Genomic DNA, 20,981 nt, shown 5'->3' on the forward strand with positions numbered 1-20,981 from the left:
TTATATGAAAATCGGTTTAGCCTCACCTGAAAAAATCCGTTCTTGGTCATATGGTGAAGTAAAAAAACCAGAAACAATAAACTATCGTACTTTGAAACCTGAGAAAGATGGTCTTTTCTGTGAAAGAATTTTTGGACCTACAAAAGACTGGGAGTGTAGTTGTGGTAAGTACAAACGTGTACGCTACAAAGGCATGGTTTGTGACCGTTGTGGTGTAGAAGTCACAAAATCTAAAGTTCGTCGTGAAAGAATGGGTCATATTGAATTAGCAGCACCTGTTTCTCACATTTGGTACTTTAAAGGTATCCCAAGCCGCATGGGTCTTTTATTAGATATGTCTCCAAGATCATTAGAAGAAGTTATTTATTTTGCTTCTTATGTGGTTGTAGATCCAGGTCCAACGGGATTAGAGAAAAAATCATTATTATCTGAAGCTGAATTCAGAGAATATTATGATAAATACCCAGGTCAATTTGTAGCAAAAATGGGTGCAGAAGGTATTAAAGACCTATTAGAAGAAATTGACTTAGATGAAGAATTAAAAGCATTACGTGATGAATTAGAATCAGCAACTGGACAAAGATTAACACGTGCAATTAAACGTTTAGAAGTTGTGGAATCATTTAGAAATTCTGGAAATAATCCTTCATGGATGATTTTAGATGTACTACCAATTATTCCACCAGAAATTCGTCCTATGGTTCAATTAGATGGTGGACGTTTTGCAACAAGTGATTTAAATGATTTATATCGTCGTGTTATTAACCGTAATAATCGTCTGAAACGTTTATTAGATCTTGGTGCTCCTGGTATCATCGTTCAAAACGAAAAACGTATGTTACAAGAAGCAGTAGATGCATTAATCGATAATGGTCGTCGTGGTCGTCCAGTAACTGGTCCAGGTAATAGACCATTGAAATCTTTATCACATATGTTAAAAGGTAAACAAGGTCGTTTCCGTCAAAACTTACTTGGTAAACGTGTTGACTACTCAGGTCGTTCAGTTATCGCGGTAGGACCAAACTTAAAAATGTATCAATGTGGTCTTCCAAAAGAAATGGCACTTGAATTATTTAAACCTTTCGTTATGAAAGAATTAGTACAACGTGAAATCGCAACAAACATTAAAAATGCGAAAAGTAAAATTGAACGCATGGATGATGAAGTATGGGATGTATTAGAAGATGTCATTAAAGAACACCCAGTATTACTTAACCGTGCCCCAACGCTTCACAGATTAGGTATTCAAGCTTTCGAACCTACTTTAGTAGAAGGACGTGCAATCCGTTTACATCCACTTGTAACAACAGCTTATAATGCTGACTTTGATGGTGACCAAATGGCGGTACACGTACCATTATCTAAAGAAGCACAAGCTGAAGCACGTATGTTAATGTTAGCGGCGCAAAATATCTTGAACCCTAAAGATGGTAAACCAGTTGTTACACCATCACAAGATATGGTATTAGGTAACTATTACTTAACTTTAGAACGTAAAGATGCTGTAAATACTGGTATAATCTTTAATGATACAAATGAAGTACTTAAAGCATATGCAAATGGTTATGTGCATCTACACACTCGTATAGGTTTACATGCACGTTCACTTAATAATCCTACATTTACAGAAGAACAAAATAATAAAATTTTAGCTACTTCTGTAGGTAAAGTGATCTTTAATGAAATCATTCCAGATTCATTTGCATATATTAATGAACCTACTCAAGAAAACTTAGAAGATAAAACACCTGATAAATATTTTGTTGATCCAACACAATTAGGTGAAGGTGGTCTTAAAGCTTACTTCGAAGAGCAAGAACTTACTGCACCTTTCAACAAAAAATTCTTAGGTAATATTATTGCTGAAGTATTTAACAGATTTAGCATCACAGATACATCAATGATGCTTGACCGTATGAAAGATTTAGGATTCAAATTCTCATCTAAAGCTGGTATCACAGTTGGTGTATCTGATATCGTAGTACTTCCAGATAAACAACAAATTTTAGATGAACATGAAAAATTAGTAGAACGTGTATCTAAACAATTTAATCGTGGTTTAATCACTGAAGATGAACGTTACAACGCAGTTGTTGAAATTTGGACAGATGCTAAAGATCAAATTCAAGGCGAATTAATGCAATCACTTGAAAAAACAAACCCAATCTTTATGATGAGTGACTCAGGTGCCCGTGGTAACGCATCTAACTTCACACAATTAGCCGGTATGCGTGGGTTAATGGCTGCGCCATCAGGTAAAATTATTGAGTTACCAATTACTTCATCATTCCGTGAAGGTTTAACAGTATTAGAATACTTCATCTCAACGCATGGTGCGCGTAAAGGTCTTGCCGATACAGCACTTAAAACAGCTGATTCAGGTTATCTTACTCGTCGTCTTGTTGACGTTGCACAAGATGTTATCGTTCGTGAAGAAGATTGTGGTACGGACCGTGGTTTATTAGTTTCTGATATTAAAGAAGGTACAGAAATGATTGAACCATTTGTCGAACGTATTGAAGGACGTTATTCTAAAGAAACAATTCGTCATCCTGAAACGAATGAAATCATTATTCGTCCTGATGAATTAATCACACCTGAAATTGCTAAGAAAATTACAGATGCAGGTATTGAAAAAATGTATATCCGTTCAGCATTTACATGTAATACTCGTCATGGTGTATGTGAAAAATGTTACGGTAAAAACCTTGCTACAGGTGAAAAAGTTGAAGTAGGTGAAGCAGTTGGTACTATTGCCGCTCAATCAATTGGTGAGCCTGGTACTCAACTTACAATGCGTACTTTCCATACAGGTGGGGTAGCAGGAAGCGATATCACTCAAGGTCTTCCTCGTATACAAGAGATCTTTGAAGCACGTAACCCTAAAGGTCAAGCGGTAATTACTGAAATCGAAGGTGTCGTTGAAGATATTAAATTAGCAAAAGATCGCCAACAAGAAATTGTGATTAAAGGCGCTAATGAAACAAGATCTTATCTTGCTTCAGGTACTTCAAGAATTAAAGTAGAAATTGGCCAATCAGTAGAACGTGGAGAAGTATTAACTGAAGGTTCTATTGAACCTAAGAACTTCTTAGCTGTTGCTGGTTTAAACGCGACTGAAAGCTACTTACTTAAAGAAGTGCAAAAAGTTTATCGTATGCAAGGTGTAGAAATTGACGATAAACACGTTGAAGTAATGGTTAGACAAATGTTACGTAAAGTAAGAATTATTGAAGCTGGTGATACTAAACTTCTACCAGGTTCATTAGTAGATATTCATAACTTTACTGATGCTAATAGAGAAGCATTTAAAGAACGTAAACGCCCAGCTACTGCAAAACCAGTATTACTTGGTATTACTAAAGCATCTCTTGAAACAGAAAGCTTCTTATCTGCGGCTTCTTTCCAAGAAACTACTCGTGTACTTACTGATGCTGCTATTAAAGGTAAACGCGATGACTTACTTGGACTTAAAGAGAATGTTATTATTGGTAAACTTATCCCAGCTGGTACAGGTATGAGACGTTATAGTGACGTTAAATACGATAAAGTGGGTACTCCAGTTGCTGAAACTGACGAAGCAGAAGTGACTGAGTAATTAATGTGAAAGTAACTTGGAACTTTAATTTGTTCCAAGTTCTTTTCTTTTAATATTTACAGAAAATGATAAAAAATGTTGACTAATTATTATATAAAGTGTTATTATTGTAAAGGTTGATGCAAGCAGAACTTTGGAGGATATTTAATGTCTAATGAAAAAGTTGCACGCTTTAACAAACAACATTTTGTAGTTGGTCTTAAACAAACGTTAAAAGCGTTGAAAAAAGATCAAGTTACATCATTGATTATTGCTAAAGATGTTGAGATATATTTATTAGCTCAAGTATTTAGCCAAATCAATCATAAAAGCATACCGATTACTTATTTCGAAAGCAAATCGGCTTTAGGAAAAGCAGTAGGTATTAATGTTAATGCGACAATTGTTGCGTTATTGAATGAGAATTAGTAAGTTTTTACACTTACTAAATTTTATTTAACCTAAAAATGAACCACCTGGATGTGTGGAATTAAAAAATGAAGAGAGGAGGACATTCAATGCCAACTATTAACCAATTAGTACGTAAACCTAGACAAAGTAAATCTAAAAAATCAGATTCACCAGCGTTAAACAGAGGTTTCAATAGTAAAAAGAAACAATTTACTCACTTAAACTCACCTCAAAAACGTGGTGTTTGTACTCGTGTAGGTACAATGACACCTAAAAAACCTAACTCAGCGTTACGTAAATACGCGCGTGTGCGTTTATCAAACAACATTGAAATCAACGCATACATTCCTGGTATCGGCCATAACTTACAAGAACACAGTGTTGTACTTGTACGTGGTGGACGTGTAAAAGACTTACCTGGTGTGCGTTACCATATTGTACGTGGTGCGCTTGATACTTCAGGTGTAGATGGACGTAGACAAGGACGTTCATTATACGGAACTAAAAAACCTAAAAATTAAGTTTAAGATTGTGTAAATTTTACTATCAATTTTTAAGAATATATTATAATAGGAAGGGAGGACTTTATAATGCCTCGTAAAGGATCAGTACCTAAAAGAGACGTATTACCAGATCCAATTCATAACTCTAAGTTAGTTACAAAATTAATTAACAAAATTATGTTAGATGGTAAACGCGGAACAGCACAAAGAATTCTTTATTCTGCATTTGACCTTGTAGAACAACGCAGTGGTCGTGATGCTTTAGAAGTATTCGAAGAAGCTATTAACAACATTATGCCAGTATTAGAAGTAAAAGCGCGTCGTGTAGGTGGTTCAAACTACCAAGTACCTGTTGAGGTGCGCCCAGAACGTCGTACGACTTTAGGATTACGTTGGTTAGTAAACTACGCTCGTCTTCGTGGTGAAAAAACTATGGAAGATCGTTTAGCTAACGAAATCTTAGATGCTGCTAATAATACAGGTGGTGCAGTCAAAAAACGTGAGGACACTCACAAAATGGCTGAAGCGAACAAAGCATTCGCTCACTATCGTTGGTAAGATTAAAGCTTTAACCCTGAGTGTGTTCCGTCATATTGGTTTACCAAGTAAAATGGTTCATGCTTAGGGCATCGCCATATTCTATAGTACTTATTCAGTAATAACTGGAAGGAGAAAAACAATGGCTAGAGACTTTTCTTTGAAAAACACTCGTAATATCGGTATCATGGCTCACATCGATGCTGGTAAAACTACAACGACTGAACGTATTCTTTATTATACAGGTCGTATCCACAAAATTGGTGAAACACATGAAGGTGCTTCACAAATGGACTGGATGGAACAAGAACAAGATCGTGGTATTACAATCACATCAGCTGCAACAACAGCTTCTTGGCAAGGCCACCGCGTTAACATTATCGATACACCAGGGCACGTAGACTTCACTGTAGAAGTTGAACGTTCATTACGTGTACTTGATGGTGCGGTTACTGTACTTGATGCTCAATCAGGTGTAGAACCTCAAACTGAAACTGTTTGGCGTCAAGCTACTACTTATGGTGTTCCTCGTATTGTATTCGTTAACAAAATGGATAAACTTGGTGCAAACTTTGAGTATTCAGTAAGCACATTACATGATCGCTTACAAGCAAATGCAGCACCTATCCAATTACCAATTGGTGCCGAAGATGAATTTGAAGCAATCATCGACTTAGTTGAAATGAAATGCTTCAAATATACAAATGACTTAGGTACAGAAATTGAAGAAATTGAAATTCCTGACGATTACAAAGAAAGAGCAGAAGAAGCTCGTTCTAACTTAATCGAAGCAGTTGCAGAAACTAGCGACGAATTAATGGAAAAATATCTTGGTGACGAAGAAATTTCAGTAGATGAATTAAAAAATGCTATCCGTCAAGCAACTACTGACGTAGAATTCTACCCAGTACTTTGTGGTACAGCATTCAAAAACAAAGGTGTTCAATTAATGCTTAATGCAGTAATTGATTACTTGCCATCACCATTAGATGTTAAACCTATCGTAGGTCATCGTGCTGAAAATCCTGATGAAGAAGTCATTGCAAAAGCTGACGATAATGGCGAATTCGCAGCATTAGCGTTCAAAGTTATGACTGACCCTTATGTTGGTAAATTAACTTTCTTCCGTGTATATTCAGGTACGTTAACATCTGGTTCATACGTTAAAAACTCAACAAAAAACAAACGTGAACGTGTAGGTCGTTTATTACAAATGCATGCGAACTCTCGTCAAGAAATTGATACTGTTTACTCAGGAGATATCGCTGCAGCTGTAGGTCTTAAAGAAACAGGTACTGGTGATACTTTATGTGGTGAGAAAAATGACATTATCTTGGAATCAATGGAATTCCCAGAACCAGTTATTCACTTATCAGTAGAACCTAAGTCTAAAGCTGACCAAGATAAAATGACTCAAGCTTTAGTTAAATTACAAGAAGAAGACCCTACTTTCCATGCACATACTGATGAAGAAACTGGACAAGTTATCATCGGCGGTATGGGTGAGTTACACTTAGATATCTTAGTAGACCGTATGAAAAAAGAATTCAACGTTGAATGTAACGTAGGTGCACCAATGGTTTCATATCGTGAAACATTTAAACAATCTGCTCAAGTTCAAGGTAAATTCTCTCGTCAATCAGGTGGTCGTGGACAATATGGTGATGTTCATATTGAATTCACTCCAAATGAAACTGGCGCAGGTTTCGAATTCGAAAACGCTATCGTTGGTGGTGTAGTTCCTCGTGAATACATTCCATCAGTTGAAGCTGGTCTTAAAGATGCTATGGAAAACGGTGTATTAGCTGGTTATCCATTAATTGATGTTAAAGCTAAATTATTTGATGGTTCATACCATGATGTCGATTCATCAGAAATGGCCTTCAAAATTGCTGCATCATTAGCACTTAAAGAAGCTGCTAAAAAATGTGATCCAGTTATCTTAGAACCAATGATGAAAGTTACAATCGAAATGCCTGAAGAATACATGGGCGATATCATGGGTGACGTAACAGCTCGTCGTGGACGTGTTGATGGTATGGAACCACGTGGTAATGCACAAGTTGTTAACGCTTATGTACCACTTTCAGAAATGTTTGGTTATGCAACTTCATTACGTTCTAACACTCAAGGTCGCGGTACTTACACTATGTACTTTGACCATTATGCAGAAGTTCCAAAATCAATTGCTGAAGAAATCATCAAAAAAAATAAAGGTGAATAATATAACTTGTTTTAACTAGTAAATCTAGGTAAAATACAGCTTGAGCTTATTAATTAAGCATTCATCTTTATGAATTGATTTTTTATCCAAAATGCATTATAAAAGAACTATGAATTCTTTTTAGAACAATCATTATGTCTCATGATAGTGAGTAACTATCATGAGAGATAATATTGAAATAACTTAACTAGAATAGGAGAGATTTAATAATGGCAAAAGAAAAATTTGATCGCTCAAAAGAACATGCCAATATTGGTACTATCGGTCACGTTGACCATGGTAAAACTACTTTAACAGCTGCTATCGCAACTGTATTAGCTAAAAATGGTGACACTGTAGCACAATCATATGACATGATTGACAACGCTCCAGAAGAAAAAGAACGTGGTATTACAATCAATACTGCACACATCGAATATCAAACTGATAAACGTCACTATGCTCACGTTGACTGCCCAGGACACGCTGACTATGTTAAAAACATGATCACTGGTGCTGCTCAAATGGACGGCGCTATCTTAGTAGTATCTGCTGCTGACGGTCCAATGCCACAAACTCGTGAACACATTCTTTTATCACGTAACGTTGGTGTACCAGCATTAGTAGTATTCTTAAACAAAGTTGACATGGTTGACGATGAAGAATTATTAGAATTAGTTGAAATGGAAGTACGTGACTTATTATCTGAATACGACTTCCCAGGTGACGACGTACCTGTAATCGCTGGTTCAGCTTTAAAAGCTTTAGAAGGCGATGCTCAATACGAAGAAAAAATCTTAGAATTAATGCAAGCAGTTGATGATTATATTCCAACTCCAGAACGTGACTCTGATAAACCATTCATGATGCCAGTTGAGGACGTATTCTCAATCACTGGTCGTGGTACTGTTGCTACAGGCCGTGTTGAACGTGGTCAAATCAAAGTTGGTGAAGAAGTTGAAATTATTGGTATTAAAGAAACTTCTAAAACAACTGTTACTGGTGTAGAAATGTTCCGTAAATTATTAGACTACGCTGAAGCTGGTGACAACATCGGTGCTTTATTACGTGGTGTTGCTCGTGAAGATGTACAACGTGGTCAAGTATTAGCTGCTCCAGGTTCAATTACACCTCACACAAAATTCAAAGCAGACGTATACGTTTTATCAAAAGATGAAGGTGGACGTCATACTCCATTCTTCACTAACTATCGTCCACAATTCTATTTCCGTACTACTGACGTAACTGGTGTTGTTAACTTACCAGAAGGTACTGAAATGGTAATGCCTGGCGACAACGTTGAAATGACAGTAGAATTAATCGCTCCTATCGCGATTGAAGACGGTACTCGTTTCTCAATCCGTGAAGGTGGACGTACTGTAGGATCAGGCGTTGTAACTGAAATCTCCGAATAATTTATTATTTGATATGGAAGACTCCCTTAGTGGGGGTCTTTTTTTATTTGAAAATAAGACGTAAGTTCACTTTGCTTTCATTTAGTAAAAAATATTAATAAACCAGCTCATAGATAAATACTATCTATGAGCTGTTTCAATCGTTTCTATTCTAAGATTTACGATACATATTTAACAATGAATTAAAAAACGCTTTCAAGTTCTAAGATTTTAAGAAATTCACTTGCAGCATATTTAAATGCTACTTCATCAATATCAAAATGAGGATTGTGATGTGGGGCTGTAATACCTTTATCAGCATTGCCACATCCAGTTAAGAAAAATGCACCAGGTCGGACTTTTAGATAGTGTGAAAAGTCTTCACCAATCATCATCAGTTCTGATTTATTAAAACGTAAATGTAAATCATTTGCCGCTTGTTTAACTGTTTCATAAGCTGCTTCATGATTATGAACTGGTAAATACCCTCTAATATACTCCATGTCATAAGTGATATCATTCGCTAATGCAAGACCTTGTAATAACTTATCCATTTTCTCTTGAACATGAGCTTGTAGTTTTGTATCAAAGGTACGTACGGTCCCTTTACAAAATGCTGAATCTGGAATAACACTATCAGAAGAACCTGCTTGTACCATACCAAAGGTTAATACTGCTTCTTTTACAGGATCAATGGTACGAGAAATGATTTTTTGAGCACTTAGTATAAACTCAGCCATAATTACAATTGGATCAATTGTTTCATGAGGTTTAGCGCCATGACCTCCTTTACCTTTAATGGTAATCGAGAATTCATCTGGAGAAGCCATGATTGCACCTGGTCTTGAATAAATTGTACCAGTAGGATAACCACTCCAAAGATGAGTACCATAAATTTTATCAACATCGTTTAAACAGCCATCATCAATCATTTCTTGAGAGCCACCTGGCATAATCTCTTCACCATATTGAAAAATAAATACAACATTTCCTTTTAATAAGTGACGATGTTCGTGAACAATTTCAGCAACACCTAATAAAATAGCAGTATGACCATCGTGTCCACATGCATGCATAAAACCATCGTTTTTAGATTTATATGGAACTTCGTTTAATTCTTGGACTGGTAATGCATCGAAGTCTGCACGAAATGCAATAGTTGGGCCATTTTCTTTTCCTTTAAAAGTTGCTTTGATACCATTTCGTCCTACAGGTGACACAATCTCACAGTCTAAATGACTTAACTGATTGAGAATGTAGTTATGTGTCCACGTTTCTTCAAATGAAGGCTCTGGATATTGATGCATATAACGACGCATTTGAATCATTCTATTTTCTTTTTCACTGGCTAATTGAAACCAATCAAACACATTGACCACTTCTTCCTAATTATTATGAACTTTAGTATAACAAATTCTACTTAAACTCAGTAGTCACTCATTATAATTTTAATAAAAGATACACTACCAGGTATTAAATGAATGAATTATCTTATAATATAAAATGATGATGAATCAATAATAAAAGAGAAATGATGAGACACATGGTTTTGTGATAGATAAAGGTGCAGGAATAGTAAAACATTTAGACTTACAAGACAAAATTGATTTCCAAATCGGTACATTATCTAAAGCTATCGATGTCGTAGGTGATTATGTCGCACGCACTAAAAAATGTTAGATCAAGCACTTAAAGTATTAAAAAGTTGGAAAAGGTTAAATAGTATTAAATAAACATTTAATTAATTTGAGTCATCTATTAGTTTAAATGTATAAATGGATTGTTTTTCATTTTTAGTGGTACACTAATTGTAAAAAAAGAGGTGTATACATGCTTGAATTAAGAAAACTAGAGTATAAAGATAAAGAAAGTTTAATTCGATATTTACAATATTGGTATGACAACAATGAGAAAATTGTTCCATCTAATGTCGATGTCGCACATTATCAATCTTTTCAACAAATGGTCGAACAATTGAATCATCCACCCGTAAATATGAATACCGTTCCTTCTACAACATTATTTTATTTTAAAAATGATGATATTGTTGGTGCAGTAAATATTCGTCATGAACTTAATGATAAATTAAAAAACATTGGAGGACATGTAGGTTATGGCGTCGCCAAACCATACAGAGGAAATGGTTATGCTTCAAGCATGTTAGAAGAAGCATTAAATAGACTAAATAAAATGGGGATACATAAAGTATTGATGACATGTAATCCTTATAATTATGCTTCACAAAAAGTAATAAAAAAACATGGAGGATATGAAATTAATTCGTACATTAAAAAAAACGGCCAGCCAGTAAGTCGATTTGAAATTCCAAATGATGGAAGGTGAAACTGTGAAAGATTTAAAAGTCGTATATGCGCTCATACAAAATCAAGAAAGAAAAGTATTACTTGTTAATAATACAGATGGCGGGGGGTGGTCATTACCAGGAGGAAAGGTAGAAAAGGAAGAAACGCTAATTGAAGCTTTGAAACGTGAAGTAATGGAAGAAACAGGTCTTAATGCTAAGATTGGAGATATCGTAAGTATTAATGAAGGTAAATCAACTCAAATGAATGTACACACATTATTTATTATGTTTAAAGCTACAATTAAAAATGAAGTCATAGATATACAAATGAAAGATGAAATTTCAGAAACAAAATGGATGACCATCGAAGAAGCAGATCAAAATCTTACATACTATAATCACAGTTTAAAAGTATTTTTAAATAATAAAGCTACCTATTATAATGAAGGTGTTATAGATTGAAACAAAGGTATTATAGCAATCATTTATAGGAAGATATAAAAAAATCACTTTTCTCATAAGAAAAGTGATGGGTGTCAAAAGTTTATGAATAGTTTCATATTGTTATGAAATCGCAAGGCACTTTATTATATAAACTGTACCTTTTATTTATAATATAAAGACATCATCAATTTTATATCATCACAATAATAAGTTAATAAAATCTATAAAAAATATTAATATTCAGTGGATTAGAATATATAATGATTAAATTGAATGATTGTTACTTCTAATCTATCATTTAACAATATCCAAATAGTGGAGGTCTATGAAATGATCGTTTTAAATGAACAAGATCAACAAAACTTATTAGATATGAAAGAAGTGATTGAAGAAGTCGGTCATGCGTTACAGGTGTTTTCAGAAGGAAAAACTGAAACGCCATTACGTTATGTGTTACCTTTTAATAAAGAAAATAGATATTTAGTGATGCCAGCTTTATCAGATGAATTAAATATTGTCGGTATTAAAACAGTCACTTTCGCACCTAATAATCCTAAACTAGATAAAAAAACAATTACTGGATCAGTCTTGCTGAGCGATTATGATACAGGAGAAACCCTTGCTGTACTTGATGGTAGTTATTTAACTAAGATTCGTACAGGCGCCATTTCTGGTGTAGCTACAAAATATTTAGCGCGTGAAAATGCAAAAACATTGTGTGTGATTGGCGCTGGAGATCAAGCTGAGGGGCTCATTGCAGCAATATTAGCAGTGAGAGATATTGAAATGCTTCATATCTCGAGTCGTACAAGAGCTAAAGCTGAAACATTGGCTGAATTTGTGAAACAAACGTATCACGTGTCAACAAAAGTCTTCGATGAAGCAGATCAAGCCATGGAAAACGCAGATATTGTTGTGACAGCTACAAATTCAAATAAACCGGTGTATTCTCATTCATTACATCCCGGTGTTCATTTAAATGCAGTAGGTTCATTTAAACCTGAAATGCAAGAACTACCTTCAGAAACGATGTTGATTGCTAATAAAATAGTTGTTGAATCTACAGAAGCAGCAATGGAAGAAACAGGTGATTTAAAAGTACCATTAGAAGAAGGCATCCTTACTGAGCGATCATTACATGGTGAACTAGGAGATATCGTAAGTGGAAAAATATCTGGACGTGATGATGAAGAAGAAGTGACAGTATTTAAATCAGTAGGTTTAGCTATTGTAGATATAGTAGTGGCACAATACTTTTATAAAAAAGCTCAACAAACTAATTAACCCTATACTGTATAAAACATAGATACCGTATCAGTGATAACGTAGACATGGCTGATACGGTATTTTTATTTAAATATTATGCTGATTTTTTACGTTGACGAAGATATATCAATCCAGCACCTGTTGTTACTAATAAAATCGCAATACCGTGCTCTAAATTAGCCTCTTTTTTACCTGTGCTTGGAAGTTGTACATGATGCTTATTTGTATAACATCCAGTTAATTCTGATGTTGCTTCTGAGTCATTTATTGTCACTACGTGTATAGAATCATGATGAGTATTTGAATCCGTACCATGCTTTAGAGGTAATGTATACGCTCTTGATCCTTTATTCGTATGACATGCTTTAGATGATGTAAGTTCTTGATTAGATTGATATTGATAAGGTCCAATCAAATGTGCAATGTTATGATATTGTGATTCTTGAGTTAACTTATTTTCTAAAGATAGCATTGTTTTGATAGGGTGATGAGCAACATCATAGTGATTGATGTGTGCATGCGTACCAGTATAATTTTTGTGTTTATCAATTGCTATAGCATGAGTATGACATTGTTGAGTATGCGTTGAAGTAAGATGTTTATGGTTTGTATTTGCCATATCATTTGAATGATGTTTTGGTGCTATTGATTTATGATGGTTGATACAAGGATGAGGACTTTCATGAATGGCAACTACTTTGTGATCATTATCTTTTTTATTAGGTTGAGAGACTTTACCTGGATGTTTTGGTTGTGCTCCTTCTAGGTGTGTATTTGATTGAGATGATGTCGTTTGATCATGCGGTTGTGTAGTAGTCGCATCATCAGTTTGTTCATCGATTTCAGGTTGACCATTGATGATTCGTACAGCATCCACTGTATCATAACTACTTAGATCAGCTTCTTTTATATATTGGGAAACAACAGCATCTAAAGAGATTCCTTCCTCACGTTTTCCACCGAACATATCATAACCATCACCTTGATGAGCTGTAAAATCATTTGTCGTTACATAATATGTACGATTAGAATCTAAATTTTCATACTTACCAGTTGATTTGTTTAAGATTTTAATGGCACTGACACGTTGGCCAGATTCTTTATCAAGATTAAAGTATACGCGAATTGAATTTGATACTTGTAAAAAGCCACCACTTGGGGCTAAAACTTTTTTCCCATCTTGAATATCGGTAGTAGAACTTAAACTATGTTCAAATGCTTGTTTAACGTCAGAACCTTTAACTTCAATTTGAGAAATTAAATTTCCAAAAGGTAATACTGTTATAACATCATTTTCTGTTACTTGGCCTGTTTGAATAGAAGCTCTAATACCACCACCATTTGTGACTGCAAAGTCAGGTCGATGTGAGAAATTCTTTTCAGCATAAGCCTCCATAGCATCTGTAATAAGGTTCCCTAAATTAGTTTCTTGTGTACGTACGTGTTCACGTTCGCCATTTAACGTCACTGGATTATTTGGAATAATCACAGTTGAGGTTTCTTTTAAAAATTCGTTATTTGCTTGACGTGTTTGAGCTTCAATTTGAGAGTCAGTTGGAACTTCTTTAGTATCTGCCACATTAATCAGTGAGGCATTTACATTATTAATAGTTCCATTATGTACATCGAAATCAATACGTCCAACATTTGCAAGTGCTGTACCTGTTTGAGTAAGTACATTATTTGCGCCGTAGTATCTACCATGTTCGATTACGGTATGTGAATGTCCATCTACGACGAAAATGGGGTGTGAAAATAGTTTTGATTGTGTTAATTGATCAATTAAATAATCACTACGCCATATATTTCTTGTAGATTTATCGACACCTAAGTGAGATAAAATAACAAAAACGTCTACATTATCTTTAATATCATTCATTGCTTGTGTCACACTAGGAAGTGGATCTTTAAATTCAATATCATTAACTGCTGTTGGAGAGGTTTTTGTTTTAGTTTCAGGTGTTGTCACACCTACAACCCCATAACGTATATTATTTTTAGTTATGATTGTAGATGGTTTAAATATAAGATGGCCATCTTTATAAATATTAGATGATAACATTGGGAAATTAAGCTGTTGTTGCAATTTCATTAACTGATCATAACCAAAATCAAATTCATGGTTACCGATTGTCATAGCATCGTAACCTACACTATTCATCGCTTTTGCCATTTCTTCACCTTTTGATTTATTTGAAACAGGCAGTCCTTGGAAAGCGTCTCCCGCATCTAATACTAAATCAGGTTGAATTTGATCTTTAAGACCTTTTACTTTAGCCATGCCAATCACTCTTCCGTCTTCTTCTACAAAGCGACCATGAATATCATTTGTATGTAAAATAGCGTGTGTTGTAGATGATGGTGTAGTTGCTTTAGTATTTGAAGTAGTTTGAGTTGTAATGTTCTTATGGTTTAATGTTGTCGTATCTTGAGATTTTGATGTTTGTGTTAGTGTAGCCTTTTGGGTTGATACATTAGTTGATGGGCGAGATGTTTGAACAGAAGAGGTTGATGATGTCTTTTGAGACATTGCTTTTGGTGCAGTAATATTTTCTTTTGAAGTTTGAAGTTGTGCCGATGATGTTTGAGTTGTTTGTGATGCTTTTTCTTGAGTAGGTACTTCAGATGACGTTTGAGATGTTACAGTTGTCGATGATGTTGAGTTCGTCTGTGGTGAAGAAATATGTTGCTCAACTATTTGAGTCTTATTTTGTGTTGATACATTATCTTGAGAGGTTTTAATAGTTGAGACATTTTCCGTAGTCGCTTTTTCAGAAGTTGTTTTTTCTGAAAAAGTAGTTTGATGATTTTGAGATGTTTTCTCTTGTGGTGAAGATGTCATTGCTTTAGATTGGGAAGATATCGCATCATTTTGTAAAGTTGAAGCGGTATCGGGAACTTCTGCTGCATATGATGTTAAAGATAATAATCCAAAAGCAATAAAGAAAATCAATAAGAGTGATACAAAATATTTCTTCATGTTAGCCTCCTTTTAAAAATAATTTACAAGTTTATAGTAGCATATAGGCGCTGAAATATAAGAAGGAAAAAATAATTTAAGATAGTTTTAAAAATAATTAACAAACAAAACGTAAATTAAATCAAATAAGTAATTTATTAGAAGAATAAAATTATTACTTTAACGTACAATCTAATGATATATGTAAATAGTTTTATAATATAGTGGATCTAAGAATATGGGGAGTTCTAAAAAGTCGCTACTAGGATAGATAAGATAAAGGGAGAAATAATAATGAAGAGAATTGTAATTACAGGAGCACTAGGACAAATAGGAACTGAATTGGTACTAAAATGTAGAAAATTATATGGGAAAAATAATGTATTAGCCACTGATATTAAAGAGCTAGAACCACATTCATTGATTAATGATGGTCCATTTGAATTACTTGATGTAACAGATCGTGACGCAATGATGGCTGTAGTAGAAGACTTTAGAGCAGATACACTTATGCATATGGCTGCGTTACTTTCTGCAACAGCTGAAAAAAATCCTTTGCAGGCTTGGGATTTAAATATGGGTGGGTTAATGAATGCTTTAGAAACTGCAAGAATGTATGACTTACATTTCTTTATGCCAAGTTCAATTGGGGCATTTGGTGCGTCTACACCTAAGAAAAACACACCTCAAAATACGATTCAACAACCGACAACAATGTACGGGATAAATAAAGTTACAGGTGAATTATTATGCCAATATTACTTTAAAAAGTTTGGTGTCGACACACGTAGTGTAAGATTTCCAGGGCTCATTTCACATACCAAAGAGCCAGGCGGAGGTACTACAGATTACGCAGTAGAAATATATTTCGAAGCGGTTAGACATGGTCACTACACGAGTTATATCGCTAAACATACGTATATGGATATGATGTATATGGACGATGCCATTGATGCGATTATTCAACTTATGGAAGCGGATAGTAAGACACTTGTAATACGCAATGGTTATAATTTAAGCGCAATGAGTTTTGAACCTGAGATGATTAAGAAAGAAATTCAAAAACATATTCCTGAATTTACATTAGATTATGATGTCGATCCAGTAAGACAAGCGATTGCAGATACGTGGCCAGATAATATTGATACCAGTTATTCTCGAAAAGAATGGGGCTTTAATCCAAAGTATCATTTGGCTAAAATGACAGAAACAATGATACGAACGATTAAAGAAAATGAAGAAAAGACATAAGTTCATAATTAAAAAGGTGGTTTGGATTTTGACTCTCTTTTAAAGAGTATAAAAAAGAAAAGGGTTTCATTTTTTATTTTATTTGAATTTTTAGAAAATTTATTGAATAGACTATATGAGATTGCTATAATTTATATTAAATCTTATTCATGAAATATATTAGGAGGCTTCAACATGTCAGAAAAAGTTAAATTTGAACAACGTGACACACTTAAAGAAAAACCAGAAGGAAATCTTGGGTTTGGGCAATATTTCACTGACTATATGTTAAGTGTAGATTATGATGAAGAAAAAGGCGGTTGGCAAGAATTAAAAATTGTTCCTTATGCACCGTTTGAAATTTCTCCAGCAGCACAAAGTTTACACTATGGTCAAGCTGTATTTGAAGGTTTAAAAGCATATAAACATAATGGTGAGGTCGTATTATTCCGTCCAGATCAAAACTTCAAACGTATCAATGATTCATTAGCGCGTTTAGAAATGCCTAAAGTAGATGAAGAATTATTATTAGAAGGTTTGAAACAACTTGTTGATATCGAACGTGATTGGGTGCCAGAAGGCGAGGGTCAATCTTTATATATTCGTCCATTCGTATTCGCTACAGAAGGCATCTTAGGTGTTCGTGCTTCTAAAAAATACAAATTATTAATTATCTTATCTCCATCAGGCGCTTACTACGGCGGTGATACATTAAAATCAACAAAAATTTATGTTGAAGATGAATATGTACGTGCAGTTCGTGGGGGTGTAGGTTTTGCTAAAGTAGCAGGTAACTATGCAGCAAGTTTATTAGCACAAACCAATGCGAATAACTTAGGATATGATCAAGTATTGTGGTTGGACGGCGTTGAACAAAAATATGTTGAAGAAGTAGGTAGTATGAACATTTTCTTTGTTGAAAATGGCAAATTAGTAACTCCTGCGTTAAATGGTAGTATTTTACCTGGTATTACACGTAAATCAATTATCGAATTAGCAAAAGAATTAGGCTATGAAGTAGAAGAACGTAAAGTATCTATTGATGAATTATTCGAAGCTTACGATAAAGGCGAATTAACAGAAGTATTTGGTTCTGGTACGGCAGCAGTCATCTCTCCAGTAGGTACATTAAAATATGAAGATAGAGAAATTGTGATTAATAATAATGAACCTGGAGAAATCACTAAAAAATTATATGACACATACACTGGTATCCAAAGTGGTAAATTAGAAGATAAACATGGTTGGAGAGTTATTGTGCCGGAATATAAATAACTTATAACAACAAGCTGGAAACGTTATAACCACGCGGTTTCTATCTTGTTGTTTTTTATTTTAGAACAACTTTTGGGGGTATATCAAAAAGTGAGTTGGCTTCTTTTTTGTATAAAGAAACCACTCTTAACATAGCTTATGTCGAACTAAGTAAGAGTGGTGATGTAAAATAAATAAGGAGCAAAATATTATAACGAAATATTCTGCGAATTAAATTATACCCTTTACAAATAAAGATAAACAATTTTTTATCATTTTAATAATTAATTAGATTTAAATGTAAAAAATATTATTTTTTTATTTCAATAGTATAGATAATTAAATTTTATTATGTAATAATAAGTAATGAGATTACCTAAATGACGACCCTTGACTTAGTGTTTTTCTTCTATTACAAATACCATATACCTAATACCATTATTACTTAGGTAATCTCAGCATATGAAATTCATTTAAATGATATAGATCTTTAGGGGCATAAAGCCCCTTTTTGTATGTGAAAAAAGCCTCGCTAGTACACGACTAGTAAGACTAAGTTTCAATGAAAGTAATACTAATTATGATTTTGATCTGTTTGATTATCTGGCTCCAATTTTTATCAGTGATTTGGATAATCTTAGAGTAATTAATACGATATATATTTAATTCAAGTATCATCAAGATACCAATAATACAACAAAGTAAATTGAAAAAGTGGAAAGACAACTTTAAATGATGTCTTTCCACTTTTTTGAGAATAGAAAATATAAGGAATTAGATATTTAAATAATGTGAAGAAATAAAATTAATGAGATATCCCATTAATGCTAATATACCAAGTGATACAAATAGTGCAGAAAACCCTCTGCTAATTGTTTTATAAGCGAGTCCTTCATTTTGTGCTAAGAAGAAACTAAATATAAATAATCCAATTCCAATTCCGAATAAAATAAAAATAACGATTAACATGAATATATCCTTTCATTTTTAGTAATGATATGATGAATATCATTGTTAAAATTACTCAATAGTATATCATAAAGATATGTTATAGAATTTGATGAATCAGTTCATTCATTTTTTAAGTGAAGGTTATAATCACTGTATTATCTATTAATTAAACCACTTATAGATATAAAAGCAATAAGGCAAATTTTCTATTATTTTTCAATACATCTTTTTCATTTTTTTGGAATTTGATGAATAATTTGGACTTCTAGGCAACATTTAATATGAAATAATAGGGAAATCAAGACACTTTAGCATGAATCATATCAATTTAGGCAGAAATCCCCTATAAATTAAAATATGTACTAAACTATTAGTTGTAAACATATTTAAGGAGATGAAAACCATGTTAGATATCTTTAGTTTCATTAAAAAAGTATATGATTTAGTAAGTGGTATTCTTGTAAATGGTGAACCGAGAAATTAATTAATTGTTCCCCCTAATCGAATTGAATATATATTTTCATTAAATACTAGTAAAGCACGCTTTTTATTTAGATATAGTTACTAAATAAGAAGCGTGTTTCTTAATATATAATTTAAATTATAGCGAATTAACATTTAGGTATTAAAAGTAAACAATTAAGGAATTGTGCACAATTTTTTAATCGTTTATGATAAAGTTGAAACACATTAAATAAGAGGTGATGATAATGACTGAAGCTAAATATTCAAACAAGGAAATTGAAACAATGTCTGATTTTCATAAGAAAAAACATCGTGATACATGTTGTATAGCACCTAAAATTAAATATCATGAAGATAAATTTGTATTTTCTCCAGTTTCTGACGATACTGAAACATCAAATATTAAAACATTTATTACAGAATGCAAAAACTGTGGAAAAGTAGAATTTTTTAATATCGCACCTGTAAGGTTATAAATATATAATGAAATAGAATGTTGATACTTATCAACTTGTTGTGGACAATAAAAATGAAGTGATGTATGATATTCTTAGAGATTATTCCCTTACACATAGTCTCATTCCCGTTGAGGCATAGTAATGCCAAAGTTATTCAAAACTAGTTTTATATATTCTTAGTTGAGTCATACCTAGAGAGGTATGGCTTTTTTTATAAACATATGCTAAGCAGTTCTTTTACTATACTTAAAAGAACAATGTATATTACAATGAAATATAAAATAAGGAGTGTATATATAAATGGAATGGATATTATTTGATAAAGATGGTACATTAATCGAATTTGATCATAGTTGGGAAAAAATTGGCGTACGTTTGGTAAATAGTTTCCTAGAGACATTTCCTGTAGCAAATAAAGAAGCAACGCTTCGCAAACTAGGCGTTGTTAAAGATACGATTAGTCCAGATTCTGTTATGGGTTCAGGATCGTTAGATGAAATTGTTCATGCATTTAATGATGAATCTGGAAAAGATGTTTCTAAATGGACGCGTGATACAAGTCAAACATTAGTAGATAGCCGTGAACCAGAAAATAACTGGATAGATGGCGTTTATGATATGATTCAATCATTACGACAAGAAGGCTATAAAATTGGTATTGTGACTAGCGACTCTGAAAAAGGAGTGACACAATTTTTAGAAGAAACACATTCTAAAGATGCGTTTGATTTAGTCATTTCTACTGAAGCGCATGCGGCTGAAAAACCCAATCCTGAAGTACTTAAACCACTTTTTGATCATTACGATGTTAAACCGGAAGATGTAGCCATTGTAGGTGACACAAATAATGATATGAAGACTAAAGTGAATGCAAAGTTAGGTCTAGCCATTGGTGTATTAAGTGGTATCGCAAAAAAAGAGGAACTTGTGGATGCTGATTACGTGATTGAAACAGCTGTGAGTGTACCAGAAGTATTAAAAAAATATACACAAAATAATTAAACAAAAAGAGATTAAAGTATAA

The 20,981-nt window shown here is 33.6% G+C and carries 16 protein-coding genes and 1 pseudogene; 14 read left to right on the forward strand and 3 right to left on the reverse strand.

Going from position 1 to position 20,981, the window contains the following annotated elements; translation table 11 throughout:
- Nucleotides 1-4 precede the first annotated feature (4 nt).
- The 6 genes from rpoC (at nucleotide 5) to tuf (ending at nucleotide 8,646) form a co-directional block, all read left to right on the forward strand.
- Complete coding sequence (gene rpoC / locus BDW25_RS10055) at nucleotides 5-3,598, forward strand: DNA-directed RNA polymerase subunit beta' (protein ID WP_161800511.1); 3,594 nt, start codon at nucleotides 5-7, stop codon at nucleotides 3,596-3,598.
- Nucleotides 3,599-3,745: 147 nt separating this feature from the next.
- Nucleotides 3,746-4,006, forward strand: a complete 261-nt coding sequence (locus tag BDW25_RS10060; RefSeq protein WP_002449063.1) for a ribosomal L7Ae/L30e/S12e/Gadd45 family protein — start codon at nucleotides 3,746-3,748, stop codon at nucleotides 4,004-4,006.
- 89 nt (nucleotides 4,007-4,095) lie between these two features.
- Nucleotides 4,096-4,509 carry a 30S ribosomal protein S12 gene (rpsL, locus tag BDW25_RS10065; RefSeq protein ID WP_002449050.1) on the forward strand — a complete coding sequence of 138 codons (414 nt, stop codon included), beginning with the start codon at nucleotides 4,096-4,098 and terminating at the stop codon, nucleotides 4,507-4,509.
- 69 nt (nucleotides 4,510-4,578) lie between these two features.
- Nucleotides 4,579-5,049, forward strand: coding sequence for a 30S ribosomal protein S7 (gene rpsG / locus BDW25_RS10070; RefSeq protein WP_001137495.1), 471 nt, complete (start codon nucleotides 4,579-4,581; stop codon nucleotides 5,047-5,049).
- Nucleotides 5,050-5,170: 121 nt separating this feature from the next.
- Nucleotides 5,171-7,252, forward strand: a complete 2,082-nt coding sequence (gene fusA / locus BDW25_RS10075) for an elongation factor G (protein ID WP_133945506.1) — start codon at nucleotides 5,171-5,173, stop codon at nucleotides 7,250-7,252.
- Nucleotides 7,253-7,461: 209 nt separating this feature from the next.
- Nucleotides 7,462-8,646, forward strand: a complete 1,185-nt coding sequence (tuf, locus tag BDW25_RS10080) for an elongation factor Tu (RefSeq protein ID WP_133945508.1) — start codon at nucleotides 7,462-7,464, stop codon at nucleotides 8,644-8,646.
- A gap of 182 nt (nucleotides 8,647-8,828) precedes the next feature.
- Here the strand turns inward: tuf and BDW25_RS10085 are convergent, their stop codons facing one another.
- Nucleotides 8,829-9,995, reverse strand: coding sequence for a M20 family metallopeptidase (locus tag BDW25_RS10085; protein WP_133945511.1), 1,167 nt, complete (start codon nucleotides 9,993-9,995; stop codon nucleotides 8,829-8,831).
- A gap of 163 nt (nucleotides 9,996-10,158) precedes the next feature.
- Between BDW25_RS10085 and BDW25_RS10090 the strand changes: the two are divergent.
- The 4 genes and pseudogenes from BDW25_RS10090 to BDW25_RS10105 form a co-directional block, all read left to right on the forward strand.
- Nucleotides 10,159-10,299 (forward strand): annotated as a pseudogene (locus BDW25_RS10090) (8-amino-7-oxononanoate synthase); the annotation flags it as partial.
- Nucleotides 10,300-10,455: 156 nt separating this feature from the next.
- Nucleotides 10,456-10,968: a GNAT family N-acetyltransferase gene (locus BDW25_RS10095; protein WP_002455747.1), complete on the forward strand. Its 513-nt coding sequence runs from the start codon at nucleotides 10,456-10,458 to the stop codon at nucleotides 10,966-10,968.
- A 4-nt stretch (nucleotides 10,969-10,972) separates the two neighbouring features.
- On the forward strand, nucleotides 10,973-11,392 hold the full coding sequence (locus BDW25_RS10100) for an NUDIX hydrolase (RefSeq protein ID WP_002455746.1): 420 nt from the start codon (nucleotides 10,973-10,975) through the stop codon (nucleotides 11,390-11,392).
- Nucleotides 11,393-11,704: 312 nt separating this feature from the next.
- Entirely contained in the window at nucleotides 11,705-12,658 is a 954-nt protein-coding gene (locus tag BDW25_RS10105) for an ornithine cyclodeaminase family protein (protein ID WP_002455745.1), read from the forward strand.
- 76 nt (nucleotides 12,659-12,734) lie between these two features.
- On the opposite strand, the gene BDW25_RS10110 is transcribed toward BDW25_RS10105, so the two are convergent.
- Nucleotides 12,735-15,620, reverse strand: a complete 2,886-nt coding sequence (locus BDW25_RS10110; protein ID WP_133945514.1) for a 5'-nucleotidase C-terminal domain-containing protein — start codon at nucleotides 15,618-15,620, stop codon at nucleotides 12,735-12,737.
- A gap of 273 nt (nucleotides 15,621-15,893) precedes the next feature.
- Here BDW25_RS10110 and BDW25_RS10115 point away from each other — a divergent pair, with 273 nt between their 5' ends.
- Complete coding sequence (locus BDW25_RS10115; RefSeq protein ID WP_002449055.1) at nucleotides 15,894-16,850, forward strand: NAD-dependent epimerase/dehydratase family protein; 957 nt, start codon at nucleotides 15,894-15,896, stop codon at nucleotides 16,848-16,850.
- A gap of 174 nt (nucleotides 16,851-17,024) precedes the next feature.
- Nucleotides 17,025-18,104: a branched-chain amino acid aminotransferase gene (locus BDW25_RS10120; protein WP_002488398.1), complete on the forward strand. Its 1,080-nt coding sequence runs from the start codon at nucleotides 17,025-17,027 to the stop codon at nucleotides 18,102-18,104.
- 753 nt (nucleotides 18,105-18,857) lie between these two features.
- Here the strand turns inward: BDW25_RS10120 and BDW25_RS10125 are convergent.
- On the reverse strand, nucleotides 18,858-19,052 hold the full coding sequence (locus BDW25_RS10125; RefSeq protein WP_002449037.1) for a hypothetical protein: 195 nt from the start codon (nucleotides 19,050-19,052) through the stop codon (nucleotides 18,858-18,860).
- A 692-nt stretch (nucleotides 19,053-19,744) separates the two neighbouring features.
- On the opposite strand from BDW25_RS10125, the gene BDW25_RS10130 reads away from it, so the two are divergent.
- Nucleotides 19,745-19,975, forward strand: a complete 231-nt coding sequence (locus BDW25_RS10130; RefSeq protein ID WP_002449031.1) for a hypothetical protein — start codon at nucleotides 19,745-19,747, stop codon at nucleotides 19,973-19,975.
- Nucleotides 19,976-20,257: 282 nt separating this feature from the next.
- Nucleotides 20,258-20,959 carry an HAD family hydrolase gene (locus BDW25_RS10135; RefSeq protein WP_002449021.1) on the forward strand — a complete coding sequence of 234 codons (702 nt, stop codon included), beginning with the start codon at nucleotides 20,258-20,260 and terminating at the stop codon, nucleotides 20,957-20,959.
- Nucleotides 20,960-20,981: the final 22 nt, after the last annotated feature.

Origin of the sequence: Staphylococcus sp. AtDRG32, from assembly GCF_004365845.1 — a bacterium.
Taxonomy (GTDB): domain Bacteria; phylum Bacillota; class Bacilli; order Staphylococcales; family Staphylococcaceae; genus Staphylococcus; species Staphylococcus hominis.